We start from the raw sequence: 23,161 nt of genomic DNA, 5'->3' as shown, positions 1-23,161 counted from the left end.
GTGTTATTTCAGATTGTATTAATTAAGATTGTATGGTATCTAAATACAACAATTTTTTACTTTTAATCCTGATCGCTTTTTTAGTTTTCTTCCAAAACAGCTTCGGTCAAGACACGGAATTATCCGGCACTAAATTAATAGACTCCTATCTGTTAAACAATCAATTGAATGAGGCGGATGCTGCACTACAAACGCAAATTGAAAATTTTAAACAAGCCAAACAAATAGATTCATTGGCGCAATACATTGTATATGTTGGAAAGGTTGCGCTCTTAAAAAGCAACCCAGAAGATGCGGCCAAAAAAGCCGATGCGTTTTTTAAAAACCTAAAAACACTCGGAGCATCCAAACGCGCTCAACACATAGCATTGTCGGGACTTTCTCAACTTTATGAGGAATTGGGAAAGATCACCGCATCTTTCAATGCTGCTGAGGAATCGCTAAACACAATACGTTCCGTCCCCGATGCCACCCACAATGAAATTGGCGAGGCTTACTATGCGTTAACGTATTCCTATTACATATCTGGAAAATTTCTGGACGCCAACGAACAGGCTAAAAAAGCACTTTCAGAATTAAAAAAATCCAAGATAAAAAACTATAAAAAGATCGCTGACGTCAACAATTTTTTTGGAATTATGATGTGGCAGTCCCAAAAATTAGACAGTGCGCAATACTTCTTTGAAAATGCTATTGGAACCTTACAAAAAATACAGGGGGATTCGGTTTATAAAGTGTACTCCTCCTCAGGTATTAAATTAAATATGGCTTTAGTAATGGAAGCTCGCGGCAATATTTCTGAATCTCTACAAACCCTGGAAAGACTCATTCAAGATTGCAATTATGTTATAAAAGCATCAAAGGACGTTCGTGTTGTTTCGCGAAGTAAACGCCTGAAATGGACCGGTATTTCAAACCTTGGCTCGCTTTACTCTAACATTGGCCACGTAGATAGGGCTTATAAACTTATGGCCTACATATACAATAACCGGGATCAATTATACCTCCCAGGCGACCCCGAAATTCCACGTGCGCTTATACTGTTGGCCCAGTCGCAAATGGCTTTAAAAGAAACAGACAAAGCTATTATTTCTTTAGAAAAAGTGCTTGCGATTTACGATACCGATTCCAGCCCAGATATGTATTGGCAGGCCATTGCCACTGCTAATCTGGCGAATTGTTACGACCTAAAAGGCGAAATTGAAAAGGCGGAAAAATCATACAGCGATGCCGAAAAATTATATAAAGGTGCTCTCGGCGAAAACCTAGACGATACTTACTTAAGTTTTGCACAGGATAAAAGCTTGTTTTTGGCGCTAAACGGTAAAAGTGAAGCCGCAGTTACCACTTCCTTAAATGCCTATAATTATTTAAAAAAGAACGGAGGCGAAAACAACAGCGATCTCATCGCTCTTATGCTAAACCTTTCGGAAGTATATTACACTATTGGTGATTACCCGAAAGCCGCTGAATGGAGCGAAAAAGGAATAGATTATATTGATGTTCGCTCCCAAAATAAAAGCACAACACTCGATGCTCTAAAATTGACCTACCGCAAACCTTTGTTGATTTTAGCAAGATCGGAAGCTCTTTACGCACAGAACACTACCAAAGATTCTATTTTTCTAAAAAGTCTTTTAAAAACTATGGACGATGCCTTCAAAATTCTGGAGGAGCAGAAAACCCTGATTTCAAAAGACGATAATGTGAATGTGCTGTATTCAAATTTTCTGGGACTTTACAGATTCACAAAACAGCTATATTACGATTTATTCTCCCAAACCAAAAACAAAAAATATCTTACCAAACTTATAGAAACCCACGAAAACAGTGTTTATTATACCATTCGTTCTAAGCTGAAGCTTCAAGATGAAATCAATTTTGCAGACGTCCCACAAGCAGTTATAAAAAGGGAAGGCGCGTTAAAAAAAGAAGCCATTAACCTCAGCGCTTTAAGTGAAGATTCAACCACATCATTTCAAAATTATCTCGAGGCGAGTACTATTTATAATTCGTTTTTAGATTCTTTGAAAACAGCCTTTCCCAAATATTACAAAATGAAGTATGCCACCTTGGATGCTTCACTTAAAGATTTACAAAAATATATTCCCGCCAACACTACTATAATTCGCTATTTGTTTATCGATAAAAATTTGTACGGAATTGTTTTGGATAACAAAAACCGAAGTATTCTTCCCCTGAAATACGAATCTGTAAAAAATCACATTGAAAAATTAATTGATCCGAAGATAACTTTGGAAGAAGAATCCACCCTACTTTATGAACTTTATCAGCAATTGTGGAAACCTTTGAGCCCCCGTATTAGTAACGAAAAAGTAATTATTATTCCAGATGGTGCCCTCTTCAATTTAAGTTTTGAAACCTTAACGCCTTCCAAAATAAAAAACTATAAAGAACTTACCACTAATAGTTTACTGGCGAGCCATTCCATTTCGTACAACTTTAGTCTATTGCTATTAAATGAAGATAAAAAACCCAAAATGTTTTCTGAAAACTTTGTTGCTTTTGCGCCCGGTTTCACTAAAAAAATGAAAAGCGAATACAAGATTGCCATTACAGATTCCGTTAATAGTGATATTGCTTACCTCACTTTACTATCGCAACCCAGTAGTGTAGAATTGGCTAAGAATTACTCTAAGATTTTTAATGGAAAATCGTTTTTAAACGAAAATTCAACAAAGCAGATTTTTGAAGCCAATGCCGGCGAACACAAAATAATTCACATTGGCACCCATGCAGAAAGCAACAATGTGAGTCCTGAATTTTCGCGTCTTATTTTTGCGAAAAAGTACGCAAGCGATGACAGCTACGACGAAAATTCATTGTACACTTTCGAGATTTACAACACCAATCTAAGTTCAAACCTTGCCATCTTAACGGCCTGCGAAACCGGGAAACCTACCTACCAGCCCGGTGAAGGAATGATTTCTTTGGCACACGCCTTCAACTATGCCGGTAGCGAAAGCATCTTGACCAGTCTTTGGCAAATTGACGAAGAAAGCAGTGTAAAGATCATCCAAAATTTTTACGATAATCTCGCCGAAGGAATGGCAAAAGATGAAGCCCTGAGGCAAGCAAAACTAAACTTCATTACCAGTGCCAAAGGTCGCACTGTATCGCCCCAATATTGGGCAGGCATGGTACTGATTGGCGACACCGCTCCCATTCAGTTGCAAACAGGAATCAATCCAGTTTGGTGGTGGGCAATAGGTTTGTTTTTGATTGGCATTATTATATTTTTTATTCTAAAAAGAAAGAAATCGCCAAACTCATAATTCAAACTTTATAACCAAACACCCAGTTTTTTTTAGTGATTGTCATTAAAACTTCAAATCGTGGTCCAACCAGAGGGTTCAGATTCCGCATTCCGTCATCAATTATCCGTCACCAGTCTTTTTTCTTTCTTCTTTCCTCTTTCTTTTTTCTTTTTTCTAAAAAACAGTGATGACCTTTTTAAACACCATCGTTAAAAGGTTAGAAACCCGCCACAGCAATGTCGCTCTGAGTTTCAAAATAAATATTCATTAACACAAATCCAAATATTATGAAACGACTATTATTTTTTTCAGTATTGAGCATTTTTTGCTTGACTATTTCAGCACAGACCAAAACTTGGATAGGGCCTTTGGGTGGTAGCTTTAATGTTGCCGAAAACTGGAGTCCTTCTGGTATTCCAAATTCTGATCATGATGTTATAATTCCTTCGGGTAGCGATATTATTGTTGGTGGAGGGGAAGCACATATTAAGTCATTTGATTTGCAAGGAAATGCAATGCTAACCATAAACGGTCATTTTTCTATAACATCCACTTCTTCAATTTCAACAAACGCTGTATTAATTTGGAACTCAGGATTTATTTATGGAAATGGTACTATTACAAACCTTGGAGCATTTAATCTGGAAGGCAATGAGGGTCATCTTTTGCAAAATCAAATAATCATCAATAACGAAGGAAGAATAAACTTCAACGGAACTGGTGGATGGGCAATAGGCTATGGAAGCCCAACAGTCAACAATTTGACCTCTGGGGTGATAAATCTGAACTCAGACAGCTATATTTCCGCCGCAAGTGGTGCAGGAACTATAGTAAATACAGGAGCCATAAATAGAGCACAGGGCACGGGTGTATTTAGTATAAACATACCATTGCAAAATAATGACGGAATCATTTCAGTAACAAGTGGAACATTAACACTGCAAAATGCGAGTAATGTTCTCACTGATGGCACATATAACGTTTCTAATACAGGAATTCTGGAATGGGCGGATAATCTAACATGCGTTGGAACACTTAGCGGACAATTGGATGGACCCATAAACTGGACGGGGATTCTTCAGGTAAACTCGGGTACAGAGGCAATTTTTGACTTTAATGGACCAGCAGGTGTAAACTGGTTTTCGGGAGGATTCAATGGCGACGGAACCTTGATCAATAGAGGCATCCTCAACATTGTTTCTGCAAATGGAAAATCTCTTGCGGGGCTATCTGATTTAAAAAACGAAGGCGCAATAAATTATAACGGTACCGGGTCACTTATTTTAGGTTATGGTAGTCCAACAATCACAAATACTACCACTGGAATTATCAATCTCAATGAAGATTCCAATATTTCATTTACAAGGGGGAGCGGGACTATTGAAAACTCAGGAGTTATTAAAAAAGAACAAACCACGGGAACGTTTTCAATCTCTGCACACGTCAATAACATTAGCCCAGGAACGATTATAGCTGAAAACGGGCTTCTAAGTTTTGACACATATATGCTTACTGGAAATGGTACAATAACCGGAAATGGCTCCGTGTCCTTATCAAACCCAACAACTTTTGAAGGCACCATCTCCCCTGGCGGTTTCCCAGGCACTTTGACCCATATAGGTAATTACACAGCATCTGCAAACGCAATCTTGACCACAGAGATACAAGGACCAACACCTAGCACAGAATATGATGTTTTTGATGTGCAAGGCAATGCCATTATGGATGGAAATATTTTGGTAGATCTTACTTATGAAGCAAATCAGAATGACGAATTTGTAATTCTTACCGCAAACAGCATTTCCAGTTGTAATCTCCCAACAACTGTTACCGCGCAATATAATTCTCATAATTATACGTTTGATGTCATCTGTAATCCTACCAACGTTACTCTAAAAATAACCAATATCGTTTTGGGAACCGACGAAAACATCTTGAGCAATCTTGCAATGTATCCAAACCCTTCAAGCGGCCATTTCACAATTGATCTTGGAAAGGACTATTCAGATGTAAACTTGCAAATTCACAATATGCTCGGACAGCAAATTTCTTCAAATAAATATACTTCAATCAAAACTATTGAGCAGGAAATAAACACTTCCGCAGGAATTTATTTTGTAAAAGTTTCCTCAGAAGGAGTTTCCAAAACGCTGAAACTTATAAAAAACTAAAAGGATGAAGAATTTTAAACTAATGGTCATGTTCATATTTGCTATAATCTTCCATTCCTGTCTTTCCTCTTCAAAAGCGGATAACGGTGAAGCAATAAACGAATCAGTTACAGCTACAAATGGCATTATAACCCAAGAGGAGTTCAATAAGCTGGAAAATTCAAAAAAAAGACTCCAATATTTTTATGTGAAAGACACCCGCAACGGCATGGTAGTAGAGCGGCTGCCATTTCCTGAAACATGGCAAAAACACGCCAATGGCGAATTTGCCTATACTGGCCCAAACGGCATAAAAGTGTATGGAGAAAAGGGAATGAACTATGTCTATTCAAATGACCCATCTACGCTTCAGCTATATCAGGCAACCGGTATGCAAGTGCAATATCCGTTAAGTATTGAACAGGTCATAGACCAAATATTTGTACCCTATGGCAATTCTATCAACAGAAAAATTACCAAAACCTATCCCTTGAATCAAATAGCGGAGTTTTACAAAAATTTTGATGCTTTGTTATTTAAGGTAGACAAAAACCCAAAACAGATTAAGGCACTAGGTATTGAATGGATAGATCCAGACGGCACAAAGTGGCTCACCGTATTGCATCATTATGTTGAGCAGACCTCTGATCATATCTATTGGGGATATGCGGGAAGTGCCATTGGCGCTCCCTCGGCTTATTTTGAAGAAGCAAAAATAGATTACCTCAACGGCTTGATAAATAGACAAGTAAACCCACAGTGGATTAGTAGCATGAACCAACAAACGGAATACACCATCCGTAAAAGCAACGAGGCCCACGCACAAAGAGAAGCGGCATTCCTAAGAGGACGGGAAGCACGCCAAAAGCAATATGAGGCAAATTTGGCATCAAGGGAGCGGAACCAAAAACAATGGGAAGCAAGCCAAGAGGCAAATGCACAGCGCCAAGAACGCATCAGTGATTATATTCTCGGAAAAACCAACGTGAAAGACCCAAACACAGGCGAGCGCTATAAAATAGACCCCACCAATGACCATTATTGGATTAACACTCACGGCGAATATGTAGGCTCAGACAACTATAAATACGACCCTAACAAAGACGATTTTATCAATAACCGAACCTGGAACAAATTGGAAATGGACAATTGGGATTGATTGGTTTCTTTGAATCCTTACCGTTCAATGACTTGTGAAATTAAACAACATTCACAGAACCTTCTTCAAAGCCGATCTTCCTGCAAGAACAATAATCGGCGTCAAAGGTCCTATGGATATTTTGAAACAAATTGATGTGCTTGGTTTAAACTCTGAAGGCACCCCGGTCTAACAACAGCATCACTTCTTGTTTTTTATTTCATTCTTTAAGTAATACGATCGTTTTAAAATTTGTAAGTGCAATAACAGCTTGGAATTACCCAAGCTGTTTTTTTTATGACATTCAAAAAGTGAAGAAACCAAGGCTCTGATAAGCAATTCCATTATTGATCAGGTATGATTACACTGGAACTATACTGCTTACTTAATCCTATCAACTGATTTTGCCAGTTACCAGCTATTAATAGATAAAATCTTGTTAAAAGTTGTTGCTCTATGACCAATGTCAGCTGAAGCCACGAAATTAAGCCTTATCTTAAAAAAGTTGTCAAAGCCTCTTCAATCCAAGAAAGCCTTCGAATTATGGGTGTTTTCAGACACAACAATTTTTATAACTAATATTAATTTAATAATTTAATTCAGATTTATAATGAAAAAAAAATTCTTTAATGCGAAAATTTATCGCAATGATGCCGCAACCGAAATGATCGTTGAAAATGGAAAAATTACCCAGATCGGGACTAACTTACCAAAATGTGAAGAAGAAATCGACCTTGGCGGCAAACTCGTTCTACCACCTTACGTAGATCCGCATTTGCATTTGGACTATGTCTATACCTTATCTGAGCTTGGACAAGCGGGAGCTGGTTCAGGTACCCTGTTTGAAGCCATTGAATTATGGCCTAAATTCAAGGAAACGCTCACTGTAGAAAGTGTAAAGAGATTGGCCATGAAAGGGATTAAAGATGAAGTTTCTCAAGGGGTTCAACACATCCGTACCCATATTGATGTTACAGACCCTAACTTTACTGCACTAAAAGCCATGTTGGAAATGAAGGAAGAGCTGAAGGACATTGTTGATATTCAAATCGTTTCCTTTCCACAGCAAGGCATGTACATGTATAAGGGCGGACTTGAATTAGTGGAAGAAGCGCTTAAAATGGGAGCTGATATTGTGGGAGGAATTCCACATTACGAACCAGCAAGAGAGTTCGGAGAAAAATCCGTGCACGATATCGTTCGTCTTGCTTTAAAATACGACAAAATGATTGATGTGCATTGTGACGAAACCGATGATACCCATTCGCGTTTTGTGGAGTTATTAAATGCGCTGGTCCTTATGGAAGATTATGGTACAAGAACTACAGCAAGTCACACCTGTTCGTTTGGTTCAGCTGATAATTCCTATGCCTTTAGGATGATGGATTTATTCCAAAAAAGTAAGATGAACTTTATTTCTTGTCCTACAGAAAATGCCTATTTACAAGGACGTCAGGACACTTACCCAAAGCGTAGAGGATTGACCAGAGTAAAAGAATTTATGGAATCAGGTATTAATGTGGCGTTTGCACAAGATTCCATTAACGACCCATGGTATCCAATGGGGAATGGGAATATGATGAATATTTTGGACAATGGCATCCACTTGGCGCAAACCATGTCTCCAAAAGAGATTGAGACAGTTTTTGATTTGATCACCTACAATGGAGCCCGTTGTTTAAACATTCATGACAGTTACGGTTTAGAAGTAGGTAAAGCGGCCAACTTTATTGTTCTTAATGAATCAACCGTTTATGAAGCAATTCGTAAACGAGTAGACGTCTTGGCATCGGTTAGAAATGGTGATTTCTTATTCCGTCGTAAAGAGATGGCTTATGATATTCCGTTGAGCTTTTAGATTTGTTTAAGTAATTAAAATAAAGAACCTCGGGGCTCGTCCGACCGGCACGGGCGGGCAAGCCCACGACGTATGAATAAGGAATTGTCTTTTTGATCGAGGCAAGCCTGGAGGTATTAAAACCCACTGGTGGGAATAAACATAAGAATCAGATTACTAACAACTTAATTGCATACAAGTGTATTCTGCTCATAATTAACCGTAAAAAGAACTTAAATAAACACGCAAAAAACGTGAAGTTTTAAATAATAATTACATAAACATTGCGACCTTGGCGGAACGCTTAGCGACCTTTGCGGCAAAATAGAGGTCACGGCAACTTTCATTTCATTCAAAATAAATTATATGAGTAAACAACATATTACGGATCAAGCCAAACGTGCTTTTCCGTGGCTGATTATGATTTTAATGTCGTCAGTCACCTTTGTAGGAATACTTTCTGAGTTGATGCCTTCGGGCGTCCTCCCCTTAATGATGGCCGATTTGAATATCAGCGAGGTACAAACAGGAAACCTAGTGGGTTATTATGCCATCGCATCTGCAATATTTGCTATCCCACTAATATCCTTGACCATGCAAGTCAACCGTAAATATCTGTTGATGATTTTGCTTGGAGGATTCGCCATTTCCAATATAATCGCCGGACTTGTCCACAATTACACCATCATCATTATTTTGAGGGTTATTGGTGGTATTTGTGCCGGAGTTATGTGGCCAATGATTGCAGCCTACGGGATGCGATTGGCAGATGAAAAGGACCACGGAAAAGCCATCGCAGTAATTATGGCAGGAACAACTTTGGGTATCAGTGTGGGTATGCCGATCATGACCGCTATAGGAAATGATTATGGCTGGCGAACCGAATTTATTGGACTTGGTGCCTTTATTATTGTTATCGCATTAATCAGCTTTTTTGCACTGCCCTCCATTCCAGGTGAAAAATTGACGAAAAGCTCATCGCCATTCGCACTATTAAAGATACCCGAAGTATTAATCGTTTTATTGCTCACCCTACTTGGCGTTATAGCACACTATGGTGTTTATGTGTATATCACAAGTTTGGTTGATGAAATTCAGCTGGCAGGAGGGGTTGAAAGTGCCTTATTGTTTTTTGGCATCGGCTCTTTGATTTCTGTACTGTTGGCCATAAAATATACCGATAAATACTTAAGACTGCTTACCATAGCCATGTTTGCCTTGCTGATCATCTCTATGATTATTTTTCTAATGTTCGGAAGCACAACCGGGATGGGACATTTCGCTTTCTTTTTATGGGGAGTTTCTTTTGGACCTTTGGTTACTCTGTTGCAGGCAGCGGTAAGTAGACAGGTAGAAACGGCGAAAGACGTGGCCACATCCGTTCAGTCTTCTGTCTTCAACCTGTCCATTATGATTGCATCTTCTGCTGCGGGACTATTACTCGGAATTTACTCTCCAATGAGTTTAGTTTACCTCGCTATTGCGTTGTCAATACCGGGGATCATTATTTCATTTTTTGCAAAAAAGTCGTTGAGTTGATATTTGAGTTATGGTACCTTATGACTATGTTTGTATCTGGGTTTAAATGGTTAGAATTTTAATGGATGCTATCGGTTTTGAACACTAAAAAAGTATTTATATGGACGGATCTGTGGAGATAACCGAATACATTTTTCGCATTGGCGCTGCATTTTTGTTGGGTGGGATTATCGGATTTGAACGACAGTGGCAGCAAAAAGATGCCGGCTTAAGGACCAATACCTTGGTTGCCATCGGTGCGGCATCTTATGTACTATTATCTTTAGATCTACATAGTCTGGCTGGAGGAGATCCTGGAAGGGTTACGGCACAGATAGTCACCGGTATCGGTTTTATCGGCGCTGGCGTTATCATGAAAGATGGATTTGGTGTGAGAGGTCTAAACACGGCCGCCACTATCTGGTGCTCTGCAGCGGTTGGAACCTTAGCTGGGATGGGCTTTTTCGCTGGAGCGATAGTGACTACCACTGCCGTCGTTTTGTCCCATTTAACGCTACGTCCTATAAGTGTTCGATTATCAAAACTTTCTGCATATCGTAAAACCAAAGTTAAAGAAACCTATTATCAGGTCTCCATTCAGTGTTCTTTAAATATTGAATCAAACGTTCGGTTTTGGGTTTTAAGCCATATTGAAACGAATGATCAATTACTTCTGCGTTCGATCAACAGAGATATTATAGAAACAAATCCTGAAGAAATCATTATTCAGGTTGAGGTAGCAACTATCGGCAATCAGGAAAATTTGTTGGAAACTTTGGTGACCAGCCTGATCATGAAACTGGAAGTTACCCGTGCAGGGTGGAAGTTGGTTGGCCAAGAAACGGAGTTTTAGTAAAATATTGTTCAAGGTGAAGACTTTCACTCCGACGACGAAAAACTCGACATTAATCTCATCCTTTTGCAGGGAAGACTACAATGGTCCTATCAATTAGAGCGATTTAGAGGAAATCCGATGCCAATAAAGAATCTAAGCTTATTGGTACTATTGACCCATGATATGTCAAAATTTACAGGGCCAAGAATTGACTTGTAAGAAACCATCGCCCCAACAGATGCCAGAAAACTTGGATCTTCATAATTTTCCCACCTTCCTTTAGCAGAAAAGACATTGGATATAAAATCATCAAATTTTCCATAACCTACAGAGGCCATTTCAAGATGGGGAATAAAAAACACGTTACGAACTGACTTTATTTGAAGTCCAAGACCTAACTTTAAAAATTGACTGACGGCCAATTCACTTTCTGTTAAACCGGAAAATGTATAATTATCACTCCTTGGATCGATAATATTTCCGCCTAAAAAGTATTTTGCACCATAACCAAAAGTAGAAAAGAGAAAATCGTCATCTTGGGTAGGATCCTCAAATAAAAAACCAGAGTTTAGACTTATAATTCCAGTTAAAGTTGGTTTAAGGGAAACTCTTTCTTCAAATCCAAGACTTAATTTTGTATAGTTGTTGCTTGGTACATCTGGCTTTATAATATTAGGATCTATATAACTCACTTGGATATTATTAGACAAAGCCCTTGATAGAACAGCGTGAATTTGACTACCTTTAGTAGGATATAAAACATCGTTCAAATTGCTATATTTAAAATGCGCATACACCTCATAAGTTGAAAAACTATACTTTTCTAAACTAAGAATATTGTTTTTAACTTCAGGATCGATAGTTGGTTTTAATTGGATGTATTTATGTTTGGCACCAAAGCCCACATAGCTTTTTAATGAACTTAAATTCCTATTGATCTGATTGTCGAATTCAAAGTAATTCAACTTGACCTCATCGACATTTTTTCCTTCAAGAAATATTTTTTGCTCAAGAAGTTGACCAAAAACTTCAGTTCGCCACCACCAGTCCCGATCACTACCAAAATTTTTCTGGTATTGTACTCTCGCTTTTGGTTGCTTAGCAAAGTCTACAGTAATTAGAGAACGTGACGCCTGACCTATAATATTTCTACCGGTATAATTCGCAATCAGTCCCGCTCCACGATAACCGTCAAAGTGCAACGAGCCTTTGATTTGATGCTTCGATTTTTCAACACCTTTTAAAATGAGGCCAAATTGACCATCATCTCTTAAACGTGTAAACTCAATGTCTTTAAAAATTGTAGTTCCCATAGCCCTACCCAAGCCGTCTTCAATATCTTGGATCGTATATTTTTTATTTGGCCGCATCGCCGTTCTGGCTTTAACAAGTGCCAAGTTTGATTTGCTAATATCTTGATAGACTATGGTATCAAATACAAATTCGGTTTTAGTGACAGGAAGTTCATGTTTTCTCTGTTTAAATTTTTTCAATCTATTTGATAAAGCAACCAAAGCATCATTTTGTTGGTTGGTAGCCATTTTACCTTCTTCATAAATTGCATTTGCTTTGAAAAAGTCTGATGTAGTATGTGTTAAATAAGGGGAATGATCAATGAGGATATCACAGAGTTCACGGTTTGCTGGCCGCTTTTTATTACTATTCATCATAGTCCCTTGAAATAGTAAGGCACTAATGCTGTTTAAACTCTCAATCGTTTTAGGGTCGTCTCCTACATCACTCCCAATGATGATGTCCGCACCTAGGTTCTTGGCAATATCTGCAGGGAAATTATTCAGCAATCCACCATCCACCAAAAGCATATTCTGGTGTCGAACTGGCGAAAAGACTCCTGGAATTGACATACTAGCACGCATAGCCATGGCAAGAGAACCTTGATCTAATATCACCTCCTCCCCATTTATAATATCTGTTGCAACCGCCCTAAATGGTATGGGCAAATCATCAAACTGTTCTATCTCATAACTTGGAACAGCAAGGAAAGCAATAAACTCTCTCAAATTCTGATCATTAAGAAGATAAAGACCTGTATTGATATTGCCATTTTTGAAATCCAATTCTATTAAGTACCTATTGTACTCACTTTTTTCTTCTGCACCAACTTTATTAAGTGACACTCTTCCTCCCAATAATTTTTCCCAATTTGCATTTTTTGTAAGACTTGCAATACTATCACCTGAATATCCCATTGCATAAAGTCCACCTACAATACTTCCCATACTGTTACCGACTATTAAGTCTGGAACAATATGCAAGGAATCCAATACTTGAAGCGTACGGATATGCGCAATCCCTTTTGCTCCTCCTCCACTTAAAACCAACGCCACTTTCGGTTTTTTTTCTTGGGCAAAAACTACCTGTGAAAAAACTATACAGAATAACAATAGGAATAGATTCAGATTGATTTTTGATTGTAAAATTTTGACCATTTGCAAGTTGTTAGTATTTCAAAAATAACAGTTTAATAGCGAGACCAGCAAAAGTAGTTCGAAAATCAGTATACGTTCACCACTACAGCTTGAATTTAAAAGCATGAACACAAGTAATCGATACATTGTAAATTAAAAGAACTAAATTCCAATTGCTATCAATCCAACTCCACTGATTCGGCCAATCTGAGCATTTTACAGCTGATAGAATGCAGCCATTCCAATTGTTCCCAAACCAAATGGGCCTCCTGAAGTCCACGTACGGTTTCTTTATTATGAGACCCCAAATTGCTGATTTCTAAAGAATTGACGACTGGTAACTGTGTCTCAAAAAGATGATCGTTTTCAGAAAATCCAGCCACCCCATCGCAGGTCTTATGTCGTAGGCATTGAACGACCCGCTCCAGATTATTCTCTATCTTTTCGGTGGCAGTTATGAATCGTTCGGAGGCCTCAGTAGTATCGTAGTTCTTTATGTAGGTACTTAAGGAAGCCAATGAAGCTAAAAAATTATGATTCAAGACGACGAGTTCATAAACTTTATCCATTTCCCTTTGTTTTGACTTGGGCTCTTGTGTCATGCGCTGAAATGCCGAACTTAGATTGGAGGTTTCCAAGAATGCCTGTTTTCTCGCAATATTGTAGGACGTTGGAATGGTTCCTTTGAGTTGATAATATTGTGTGATCTTATTGAGAAAATCCTTGTTGGCGCTCACACTTTTTTGGATACTTTCCTTAATTTCAACAAATTCCCAAGCAGGCCAAAGCCACAACATCGCAGCATATGATAGTCCCGCCCCAACAAGCGTGTCCAAGATGCGAAATTTTATTAAGTCCAAGACATCAGGGATAAGAATGGCATAAATAAAGACCACACTCAACGTGATGAAGGTCGCCGAAGCCTTATAGTTTTTTTGCACCAAGGAAATTGCAATTACCAAAGAAATAACGCCCATAATGCCGTACACATACGGATCCTGGATTAGGAAAACCACACCAAATGCTATGGCCCCACCAATAAGTGTCCCGATCATACGATCCTTCGCTCGGTTTCTTGTGAGTCCGTAGCTGGGGCGCATAATGACGATAATAATCAACAAGATAGAGTATGGATTTTGAAAGGCAAAGATCGATCCCAGTGCATAACCAATCATCACTGTAACCGCCAACCTCACCGAATGCCTGAAAATGGTAGACTTAAAACTAAAGCTCCTAAAATACAGCATAGGATCATAATCTTGGGGTGCGATAAAGCGTTGGGCTTTTTTTCTATCTATAAAATCGGATTCGGCAATATTATGGTCCCCTAAAAGCCTTTTTATTCTTTTAAGTTTATCGGACTGTTTTTCTTGATATTCAAGCATATTTTGAAGCATAAGATATTCCTCGTAATACTCGGTATCACGAAGTAAGGCCACTTCATGTCTTACGTTTTCAAAACATTCAATCATAGTAGTGTTCTTTGGCAGTTTCCTATGGTCATTTCCAGTTTCTGAAATCATCCGTAATTGAGAAGACATCTCAAAAATCAGATCCTGAAATCTTTTGACGTATTGAGGATGGGCGTCAAAAAGCGCATTCATCCGATCATAATTCACCGGATTTGCAATGGCTGTTTCCAACATTTCTATCAATTGGGCAAATATCAATAGGCGTTTATTCTGATAATTGGACCATCCGGAAGCCTTTCTTGAAAGTATCAAAATCTCCCTGAGGGTTTCATGGTTTGTCGTTAGATCGCTTTGCAGTTTTAGTAATTGAGACTGTAATTTTTCGTGGTCCTCATTTGGGTCTATCAATTTTCCTCGTGTTTCTATAAATTCTGCGGTAAGCAAATAAGTTTCGGACAAAAACTCCTCGGTTTCTGCCTTTGGGTTGATGCGATACCAAGCTTTTGACAGGAGCAAATACCAAAGTCCGCCCGCCCCTAACAACAAAGCATACTTATAGATTTCCAGTTCGGATTCGAGTGAAAAACTTAATACAAAGGCCATTAGGCCCGAAAAACTGATGAGCGAGGCCCGAAAACCATATACCGAAATTAAAGCGATCGCAAAAGTGATCAGCCCTAAGACTGGAAGCAACAGCCACAGTTCAAAATGTAGATAGCCCTTTATAAAACTGACCAGCATAACCAATGTCGCTGACATTAGAATGCCAAATTTTTTATGACGGAAACTGCCGATAACATCGCTGGGCGAACTCCAGAAGGCACCAAAACTGAGTGCCAATCCAATTTCAAGATACCCAAGTTCTATACCTATGAGTACAGGTAAAGTAACCGCAATGCCCACTCGTATGGCTTTTGAAAAACTAATACTTTTTATAAACTGGAGCAGTTCCTTAAAATTCTCGGAAATAAAAACTCTTACAGTACTCAAGGTAAATTGGTTTATATGCTAATATAGGATTTTAAGCAAAACCGAATCTAACTCAAAAATAAATTTCTTCGGGCAAGGTAAGAATTAGTTCAATCAGCAAAACCTAATGCGCTTCGCTTTTGGGTTTTGACTGCCTGACGGCAGACAGGGGTTTCACTAAAAAAACCGAAGACAATGCTTCGGTTTTAAGACGTTTTTGAAAAATTTTATTTAGTGTTTAATTACCCTTTCTAATCAATAATAATAAATTCTGAACGTCTATTTTTTTGATGCTCTTCAGCAGAACATGGGACACCATTGCTACAATTGTTCACCAATCTGCTTTCTCCGAATCCGACCGCTTGTAATCTCGATTCTGGGATGCCATTTTCGACCAGATATTTTAAAGTTGAGGTCGCACGACGTTGGGAAAGCCCCTTGTTATATGCGTCATTTCCTCTACTGTCAGTATGCGAACGAATCTCCAATCTTATGTTAGGATACTGATCAAGTACAGCCAATACCTTCTCCAATTCTACTTGGGCGTCTTTTCTAATATTGGATTTATCAAAATCAAAATAAATGATTGGAATGTTTAACACCTTTGCAAGGTCGGTGCCAGTGACCAGCGGGACTTCATTGGTCTGCAATTGGAAGTCGATTCGCTGATGCTCCAAGTTTGCCTTGGATAGAAACTCATCGGAATCATATCTTTCTTTAGTTGCTTTTACAAAATAGGTTTCAAACTTATCGGTCTCGACCGTATAAAAGCCTTCTTCATTGGTGCTAACCTGCTTATGGATTTTGTTGTTGGAATCGGTCAATACGATATTGGCGCCTTCAATTGGTAGTCCCGTCTGTTTGTCGGTTACCAAGCCCTGAATCTGGGCAAAATAGACATCAATAATAGGTGCTGTCTCCAAAAAGGTATAAATATTGTCGTAAACAAACGTACCTTCCGTATCAGAACGATTAGAGCTTATAAAGCCCCTGTGCGTAGACTGGTCGATCCCAAAGGCAAAATCATCGGCATAAGTATTAATTGGAGCACCTACATTCAATAGGTTGCCAAAACCATCTTCTTTAATTTTTATATAGAAAACATCTAACCCGCCCAATCCAAAATGGCCATCGGATGAGAAGTAAAGCTCATGGTCAGCAGAAACAAAAGGAAAAGTCTCCTTGCCCCTGGTATTGATTTCAGGTCCCAAATTGACAGGCTCCCCTATACTCCCATCGGCGTTGATAGTGGACACATAAAGGTCTGACTCTCCATAGCCTCCAGGTCGGTCCGATGAAAAATAAAGCTTCGTACCATTTGGACTCAATGCCGGGTGTGCGGAAGAAAAATGGTCGCTGTTGATGGACAGTTCTTCTGCTTCTTGCCATTTATTGTTGATTTTTTTCGATCTGTAGATCTTTAATTTTTGATCGTCCTTTCTGTTCTTTGCAGTGATATTGCTTCTCGTAAAATACATCGTATTGTTATCAGCTGTAAATACAGGTGAAGATTCATGAAACCTACTGTTGAGGTTACCTGTGAGCTTTTCGGAATTACCTAGAGCCTGATTCAAAGAATCCAGTTCGATGCTATACAATGATAAAAAACTAAGCCCATCCCAAGCACTTCTTTTGTTCAAAAAGGTTTTACTGTCGCTGGTTGAAGCATAATAAAGGGCATTCCCCGATTTAAAATAGCCAAAGGAGATGATATTTTCATCGTAAAGTTTTGAAATGGGTTCCATCTCATATCTTCCTGAGTTCTGCTGGATGAGGTCCGCATAGTTTCTTGCGCTTCTCCCGCTGTTCAGGCCACTTTTGGCTGCGAAAGCATCATAAACATCGGAAGATTTATCGTTCCCGGTAGCTTTCAAGGCTTGGGAATAGCGAAGATAAACAATGTCGTTCTCAGGCTCAGGGTTCAGCTCAAACAAACGCCCATACCATTTTACGGCCTGATCATATTGAGCATTAAAATAATAACTGTTGGCTAATTTTGTGAAAAGCTCTTCGGATTGATGACCTTTTTCTGCAACGGCCAAATAGATTTTTTGAGCATTGACATAATCCAATTTCTCATAATTTTCTGCTGCCTTTTCCAACTTTTTTTCCTGCCCGAAAACTAAGTTCAAACTAGATAGACTGAGGAAAAACAAAATGAAACTATATATGGTAATATTATTTTTCATAACATCTTTTTTAAAATACAATTAAAAGAATCTAGGATTGACTTTCGCTTTCATTCTGGTTCCTAATTCAAAGCGCAAAAATATCTCGTGGGATCCACTATTGTAATTCCCCAATTGAGTGGTATCATAATCATAGGAATAACCAATCATAAGATGATCTGAAATTTGGAACCCAGCCAACACACTAACCGCGGCGTCCAATCGATAAGCAAGACCAAACGTTACACTATCATATAACAGAGCATTGGCTGAAATATCTAATGCCAATGGGGCTCCCACAACCGCTTTGGCCAAAACCGCTGGTTTTAATTTCAAGTTCGGATTGATGTCAAACACATAGCCCCCAATTAGATATACATGGGTCTTTTCGGTAGCGGTGGATACTTGGACATCGTCATAATGATCGGTTTTCAACATATTTGGCGATGATAGGCCCACATACCACTTTTCGGTGTGCAGATAAAGACCGGTGCCCACTACGGGCGAGCTGTTATTTTGCTGTCTCAGGTTATAATCGTTAGGATCATAAATATTTAACTTATTCGGATCCAAATCCCATATCGATAAGCCAGCCTTCATACCGAACGATAGTTTTATGTCGTTTGCCATGTTTATGGTGTACGAGAAATCAGCGGTAATAATACTCTCTGAGGAAGGTCCAATCTGATCACTGGTAAATCCAAGCCCCAATCCAACGCCTTTAACACCTATAGGTGAGTGCATTGAAAAATTGAGTGTTTTTGGAGCGCCATCCAAACCTACCCATTGATTTCTATAAATCCCAAGAATACTTAAAGAGCTACGTGAACCTGCATAGGCCGGGTTGACACTTATGGTATTGTACATATATTGCGTGTACTGGGAATCTTGCTGTGCTTGGGCGGAAGGGACCATAAACAGCAGACTTCCGAACAGCAAGAGTACAAGAAAATTTGATTTTTTAATAGTCATAAGAATTCGATTCAGATTATTCAGCACTTAAGTATAAATATCCAGCTTGTTTATGAAAATTTTGCTCTGCCTGATCACCATACTGATATTCAAGAATATAAAAGTAGGTGCCAAAAGGTAATTTTTCAGAGTTTTTCAAGGTCAATCGTCCCGAAGAGTGGCCATCAAAAACATTGCCGTTGACTCCGTAATCATTGGTCTCAAAAACCTTGACCCCCCAACGATTGAATACCATGACCTTTAAGTTCTTGGCACAATCTATATTGTTGGATTGGTCGATCAGGAAATAATCATTTTTGCCATCGTTATTGGGTGTTACAGAATTATAGACAACAATATTGCACGGTAAAATAAGATCCAATTTAACACGTGCAAAAGTAAAGACACCATAACCGTTGACTGCCGTCGTAACTGTTTTATTATCGAGATCTATGGCACCTCCTTCGTCCACCCACATGTTCATCGCAACGTCCCAACGGACTATCGTCAGGTCGCCTTGTACCGCACCGGCAATCATTGAAGCAGGTGTGGTCACATCTCTCCAAGAAAGAGTGATCAAACCATTATCGGTACCGCTACTATTTTTTTCTATAGTCCAGTATTCCCGGTTGTCAATTTCTTTTATCACACCAGCTTTAAGTGAATGCGGATAAAGCGCATTTGAATTCTCAAAGAAATATTTGGCTTCAAAAAAAGCACCATTATTTTCAGGGTCAGAAATCCCTGCAAATCGATAATAACCACCGTCGCCTATTGGGAAGGTGAATTCTCCCTCGCCCACTTTGTTCACAGGTCCGTCCACATGGCTATCATCTGAAGTATTGATGTGATAAGCATTGGTATTAAATGTTATTTCTCCACCAAAATTATCATTATCCACAATACCATCATAAAAATCAGATTCCCCACTGATATGTAAGTTGCCCAATAATTGGAATGGTACGGCGTGGCTAGAGTTATTGAAATAGACATTATAGAGGTAACTGATATTTGATCCACTGAGCACTTGGTCGGAATTTCCGATAAAACGGGTAAGTCCAGTGTTCAAATGGAAATCAAGAATACCATCGTTATTGAAGTGGTCATATATAAAAGTATCTCCGTCATTGAAGAACGAACCCGTTGACAAGTTGTCAAAACGTTCAACCGTTGAGAACTGGGTAGCTTCACTGACGTATAAAACACCTTGATTGCTGGTCTGTGCCACCATATTGTAAGCAAGGAGCAGAAAAGCACTTATATGGAATAAAGATTTTTTCATCATTAATTTTTAAATTTTCCTTTACTATGTATCATAGGATTGGTAACTGCAGGAATCAATATAACCATCTTATGGTCTTCTACTTCTCCTGTATTTACTGTTTCCGTAGGGGTGATATTCGGAATTTCAGAAAGTCTAAGTCTTACAAATGTACTATATGCTACACGTGTAGGTGGTACGATCCATTCCATGACTACACTTCCCATAACTCCTCCAGTTGAAGGGGCGAACACCTCAATTTTCTCGCTCGGATCAAAAGTGCCGCTCAAATCAAAATCAATCCATCCTGAAATATAACCATCCGCATTACTTCTATAGGGGATGGTGGCCGTAATTAATGAATTTGGAAGATAGACTTTATGAGAAAATATTTTATATTCCTCTGGCCATGCATCCTCTTCAAGAATTCCTGCAGGTCCGTGATTATTATCGCCTAAAGCATTACTTGAATATAATGGGGCCCTTTCTGTATCGGGAGCCGTGCTTCCCAAATGACTTAATTCTGTATTGGGAATTAAGCCTCCTGGTTGGTATTCAGGTACATTTATATTTATAGCATCATAAAAAGGACCACTTTGATTTGGAATATTATCCGTACTGAAGTTTAATCTTTGAATCAGATGCATTGGATAACCATAAGTCAACGGTGCGTCGCCACCATCCACATCAGGAGGCAACAAACCTAAAGCAATGGCTGTTAATCCACTTCCTTTAATATTAGCATCAATAGTCACAGAAAGATCAGGATTGCTCCCTGTTTTTCGATAGGCAGATTCATTGAATTTTAAAAATGAAACGGCCACGGTTTCTCTGTCATTTCCTTGGAGAAACTTCATGGTTCTCTTGGAAGTGGCAACTCCGCCTTCAATTACGACCTCTTTTCGAACCCAATAAGGCCCCCGATTTAAATTTTTATTTACCTCCACCAAGGTCCATTCCCCATCGGCCGTGGTATAGATAAATTCCGTAGAAGATAAAGACTCTGCATCAGCAACCACTAGTCCTGCAAGCCGGATTGGTACACCGTCTATAGTAGCTTTACATACAATGGTTATGGTATTATTCTGACCACTAGTGGAGTTGATAATTCCCGATACCAATTGGTTATTAGACCCTACCCCGCCAATATTATAAAGATCATCAAGATAATCACCACTGTAATTTCCAGGCGCATAAGATCTTATGACGCCCCCGGTAATGGCGGTAATTTCTGCTTCGATACAGAGCCATTGGTTATTACCGAGTTCAATTGAAGCAAAGGATTTTGCTCCGACAGCCAATGTTCGACCATGTCTTCCATGAGGATGGGTGGTTTGGTTGTTAGATCCCCAAGTTAACCACAGCACATCATCGATATAAGGACTTGAACCACCAGTTGCAAATGAGGCCGTCACTACTTCATTGGTGTAGCACTGTGCTTGCAGCCTAGTAGTGGTTGCAAGCATTACTAATCCTATGCTCAATATGAAAGAATATGTTTTAAAGCACATAATTAATTAAGGTTTTACAGAGAATACTATGTTCATAAAGGAAGCCATCGTAACATCTGCGTTAGATTTGATAGAATAAGTTAGGATTCCAGCATTGGTCACCGCTACATTTTCAAAAACACTCTCATCAAACCAAGTGACAAAATAATCCAACTCATTTGCTGGTAGCACTGGTAAGCTAGTCGTAGCTCCAGGGTTTACCGTGGCTGGAGAACCGAACTGAGCCTGATATTTGGCATATAGATCGATTGTTCCAAAAGTCTCTCCTAATGGCACTTGATCTGCAGCCGTATAAACAACAACAGAAGGCATATAGAAGAATGTAGGCATCGCAGCTTTTAACTGCTTTAAAACGCCGGATGTTCTATCTATCACAACAATGTTATCCGTATTATTGCCGGTTTGCAGTCCAGTAACTGCCAAAGTATTGGTAGCACCAGCATTGATTACTGTTGGCCTGATTAAACTTCCTCCTAACTGTATAGCATCGGCAGCTGAATCTACGTTTAAGCCGTTATTGGCACGAACATCTAAAGCATTTGTACTTGTGTTCTTCACCAGACCAAGACCCGCAACATTTGCATTAACTTTTATAGCTGTTACTGCTCCATTCGCTAATTTTGATGTTGTGATTCCAGCATTTGTAACTCTTATATTAGCATCTACAAGGGTCGCACCTGTACCACTTGTGACTGTAATGGAACTGTCGCCCTCTGTCAAATCTTTAGGATCAACAACTCCGTGCGGTCCTTGTGGACCTACTGGTCCAGCTGGGCCTGCTACTCCTTGAATTCCTCTTGGTCCTGCAGGTCCGATTGGTCCCTGGGCTCCATTAGCACCGTTTGCACCATCAGCACCAGCTGGCCCTTGAGGTCCCACCGGACCGGCTACTCCTGGTACACCCTGTGGACCTACTGGGCCTCGGTCACCTTGAGGTCCCTGAGCACCATCGGCACCGTCAGCTCCCGCTGGTCCCTGTGGTCCTGCTGGACCAGCTACTCCTTGAATACCTCGTGGTCCTATTGGGCCCGCCTCACCTTGAGGTCCCTGAGCTCCGTCAGCACCATCGGCACCGTCTGCACCCGCCGGTCCTTGAGGGCCCATTGGACCTGGATCACCTTGTGGTCCCTGGGCTCCGTCATTACCATCAATACCGTCTGTACCCGCTGGTCCTTGAGGTCCTGCTGGACCGGCTACTCCTTGAATACCTTGTGGTCCCTGGGCGCCATCAAGACCGTCAGCACCATCGGCACCGTCCGCACCTGCTGGTCCTTGAGGTCCTGCTGGTCCGGCCACTCCTTGAGGTCCCTGAGCTCCGTCAGCACCATCGGCACCGTCTGCACCCGCTGGTCCCTGAGGTCCTGCTGGACCGACTTCTCCTTGATTACCTTGAGGTCCCTGAGCTCCGTCAGCACCATCCACACCATCAGCTCCTGCTGGTCCCTGAGGTCCTGCTGGACCGGCTACTCCTTGAATACCTCGTGGTCCTATTGGGCCCGCCTCACCTTGAGGCCCCTGAGCTCCGTCAGCACCATCAGCACCGTCTGCACCCGCCGGTCCCTGAGGTCCTGCTGGACCGACTTCTCCTTGAATACCTTGTGGCCCCTGAGCTCCGTCATTACCATCAATACCGTCTGCACCCGCCGGTCCTTGAGGGCCCATTGGGCCTGGATCACCTTGTGGTCCCTGGGCGCCATCAGTACC

The 23,161-nt window shown here is 40.0% G+C and carries 12 protein-coding genes and 1 pseudogene; 6 read left to right on the top strand and 7 right to left on the bottom strand.

The window, feature by feature from the left end; all coding sequences use genetic code 11:
- Nucleotides 1-32: 32 nt before the first annotated feature.
- The 6 genes from MWU32_RS03535 to MWU32_RS03510 all read left to right on the top strand — a co-directional run bounded on the left by MWU32_RS03535 (nucleotide 33) and on the right by MWU32_RS03510 (nucleotide 10,774).
- Entirely contained in the window at nucleotides 33-3,296 is a 3,264-nt protein-coding gene (locus MWU32_RS03535; protein WP_246937854.1) for a CHAT domain-containing protein, read from the top strand.
- A 269-nt stretch (nucleotides 3,297-3,565) separates the two neighbouring features.
- Nucleotides 3,566-5,449, top strand: coding sequence for a T9SS type A sorting domain-containing protein (locus MWU32_RS03530; RefSeq protein WP_246937851.1), 1,884 nt, complete (start codon nucleotides 3,566-3,568; stop codon nucleotides 5,447-5,449).
- Between the two features lie 4 nt (nucleotides 5,450-5,453).
- Nucleotides 5,454-6,587, top strand: a complete 1,134-nt coding sequence (locus MWU32_RS03525; protein WP_246937849.1) for a hypothetical protein — start codon at nucleotides 5,454-5,456, stop codon at nucleotides 6,585-6,587.
- Nucleotides 6,588-7,176: 589 nt separating this feature from the next.
- A complete protein-coding gene (locus MWU32_RS03520; protein WP_246937848.1) occupies nucleotides 7,177-8,424 on the top strand; it encodes an amidohydrolase family protein in 1,248 nt (415 codons plus the stop codon).
- Between the two features lie 303 nt (nucleotides 8,425-8,727).
- Nucleotides 8,728-9,942 (top strand): MFS transporter, encoded by a 1,215-nt coding sequence (locus tag MWU32_RS03515; RefSeq protein ID WP_317235147.1) that lies wholly within the window; start codon nucleotides 8,728-8,730, stop codon nucleotides 9,940-9,942.
- A 100-nt stretch (nucleotides 9,943-10,042) separates the two neighbouring features.
- A complete protein-coding gene (locus MWU32_RS03510) occupies nucleotides 10,043-10,774 on the top strand; it encodes an MgtC/SapB family protein (protein WP_246937844.1) in 732 nt (243 codons plus the stop codon).
- A 92-nt stretch (nucleotides 10,775-10,866) separates the two neighbouring features.
- On the opposite strand, the gene MWU32_RS03505 is transcribed toward MWU32_RS03510, so the two are convergent.
- The 7 genes and pseudogenes from MWU32_RS03505 to MWU32_RS03475 all read right to left on the bottom strand — a co-directional run.
- The gene (locus MWU32_RS03505) at nucleotides 10,867-13,206 is read right to left on the bottom strand and encodes a patatin-like phospholipase family protein (protein WP_246937842.1); all 2,340 of its coding nucleotides are present in this window, start codon (nucleotides 13,204-13,206) and stop codon (nucleotides 10,867-10,869) included.
- 158 nt (nucleotides 13,207-13,364) lie between these two features.
- Nucleotides 13,365-15,587, bottom strand: coding sequence for an FUSC family protein (locus MWU32_RS03500; RefSeq protein ID WP_246937840.1), 2,223 nt, complete (start codon nucleotides 15,585-15,587; stop codon nucleotides 13,365-13,367).
- A gap of 230 nt (nucleotides 15,588-15,817) precedes the next feature.
- Nucleotides 15,818-17,755, bottom strand: a complete 1,938-nt coding sequence (locus MWU32_RS03495; protein ID WP_246937838.1) for an OmpA family protein — start codon at nucleotides 17,753-17,755, stop codon at nucleotides 15,818-15,820.
- Between the two features lie 21 nt (nucleotides 17,756-17,776).
- Nucleotides 17,777-18,706 carry a type IX secretion system membrane protein PorP/SprF gene (locus tag MWU32_RS03490; protein ID WP_246937837.1) on the bottom strand — a complete coding sequence of 310 codons (930 nt, stop codon included), beginning with the start codon at nucleotides 18,704-18,706 and terminating at the stop codon, nucleotides 17,777-17,779.
- 16 nt (nucleotides 18,707-18,722) lie between these two features.
- Complete coding sequence (locus MWU32_RS03485; protein ID WP_246937835.1) at nucleotides 18,723-19,970, bottom strand: gliding motility-associated C-terminal domain-containing protein; 1,248 nt, start codon at nucleotides 19,968-19,970, stop codon at nucleotides 18,723-18,725.
- A complete protein-coding gene (locus tag MWU32_RS03480; protein WP_246937833.1) occupies nucleotides 19,970-21,430 on the bottom strand; it encodes a CshA/CshB family fibrillar adhesin-related protein in 1,461 nt (486 codons plus the stop codon). Before MWU32_RS03480 ends, MWU32_RS03485 begins: the two co-directional genes overlap by 1 nt.
- Nucleotides 21,431-21,463: 33 nt before the next feature.
- A pseudogene (locus MWU32_RS03475) lies at nucleotides 21,464-23,161 on the bottom strand (hypothetical protein); the annotation flags it as partial.

The organism is Gelidibacter sp. F63206 (assembly GCF_023015735.1).
Note: the sequence above shows the minus strand (reverse complement) of the source record. Positions and strands in the feature narration are given on the sequence as shown.

Bases quoted from the DNA above. Each gene is read 5' to 3' on its own strand.
- MWU32_RS03530 (WP_246937851.1), top strand. From the start codon at position 3,566: ATGAAACGACTATTATTTTTTTCAGTATTGAGCATTTTTTGCTTGACT.
- MWU32_RS03535 (WP_246937854.1), top strand. From the start codon at position 33: ATGGTATCTAAATACAACAATTTTTTACTTTTAATCCTGATCGCTTTT.
- MWU32_RS03525 (WP_246937849.1), top strand. From the start codon at position 5,454: ATGAAGAATTTTAAACTAATGGTCATGTTCATATTTGCTATAATCTTC.
- MWU32_RS03505 (WP_246937842.1), bottom strand. From the start codon at position 13,206: ATGGTCAAAATTTTACAATCAAAAATCAATCTGAATCTATTCCTATTG.
- MWU32_RS03520 (WP_246937848.1), top strand. From the start codon at position 7,177: ATGAAAAAAAAATTCTTTAATGCGAAAATTTATCGCAATGATGCCGCA.
- MWU32_RS03485 (WP_246937835.1), bottom strand. From the start codon at position 19,970: ATGATGAAAAAATCTTTATTCCATATAAGTGCTTTTCTGCTCCTTGCT.
- MWU32_RS03490 (WP_246937837.1), bottom strand. From the start codon at position 18,706: ATGACTATTAAAAAATCAAATTTTCTTGTACTCTTGCTGTTCGGAAGT.
- MWU32_RS03510 (WP_246937844.1), top strand. From the start codon at position 10,043: ATGGACGGATCTGTGGAGATAACCGAATACATTTTTCGCATTGGCGCT.
- MWU32_RS03495 (WP_246937838.1), bottom strand. From the start codon at position 17,755: ATGAAAAATAATATTACCATATATAGTTTCATTTTGTTTTTCCTCAGT.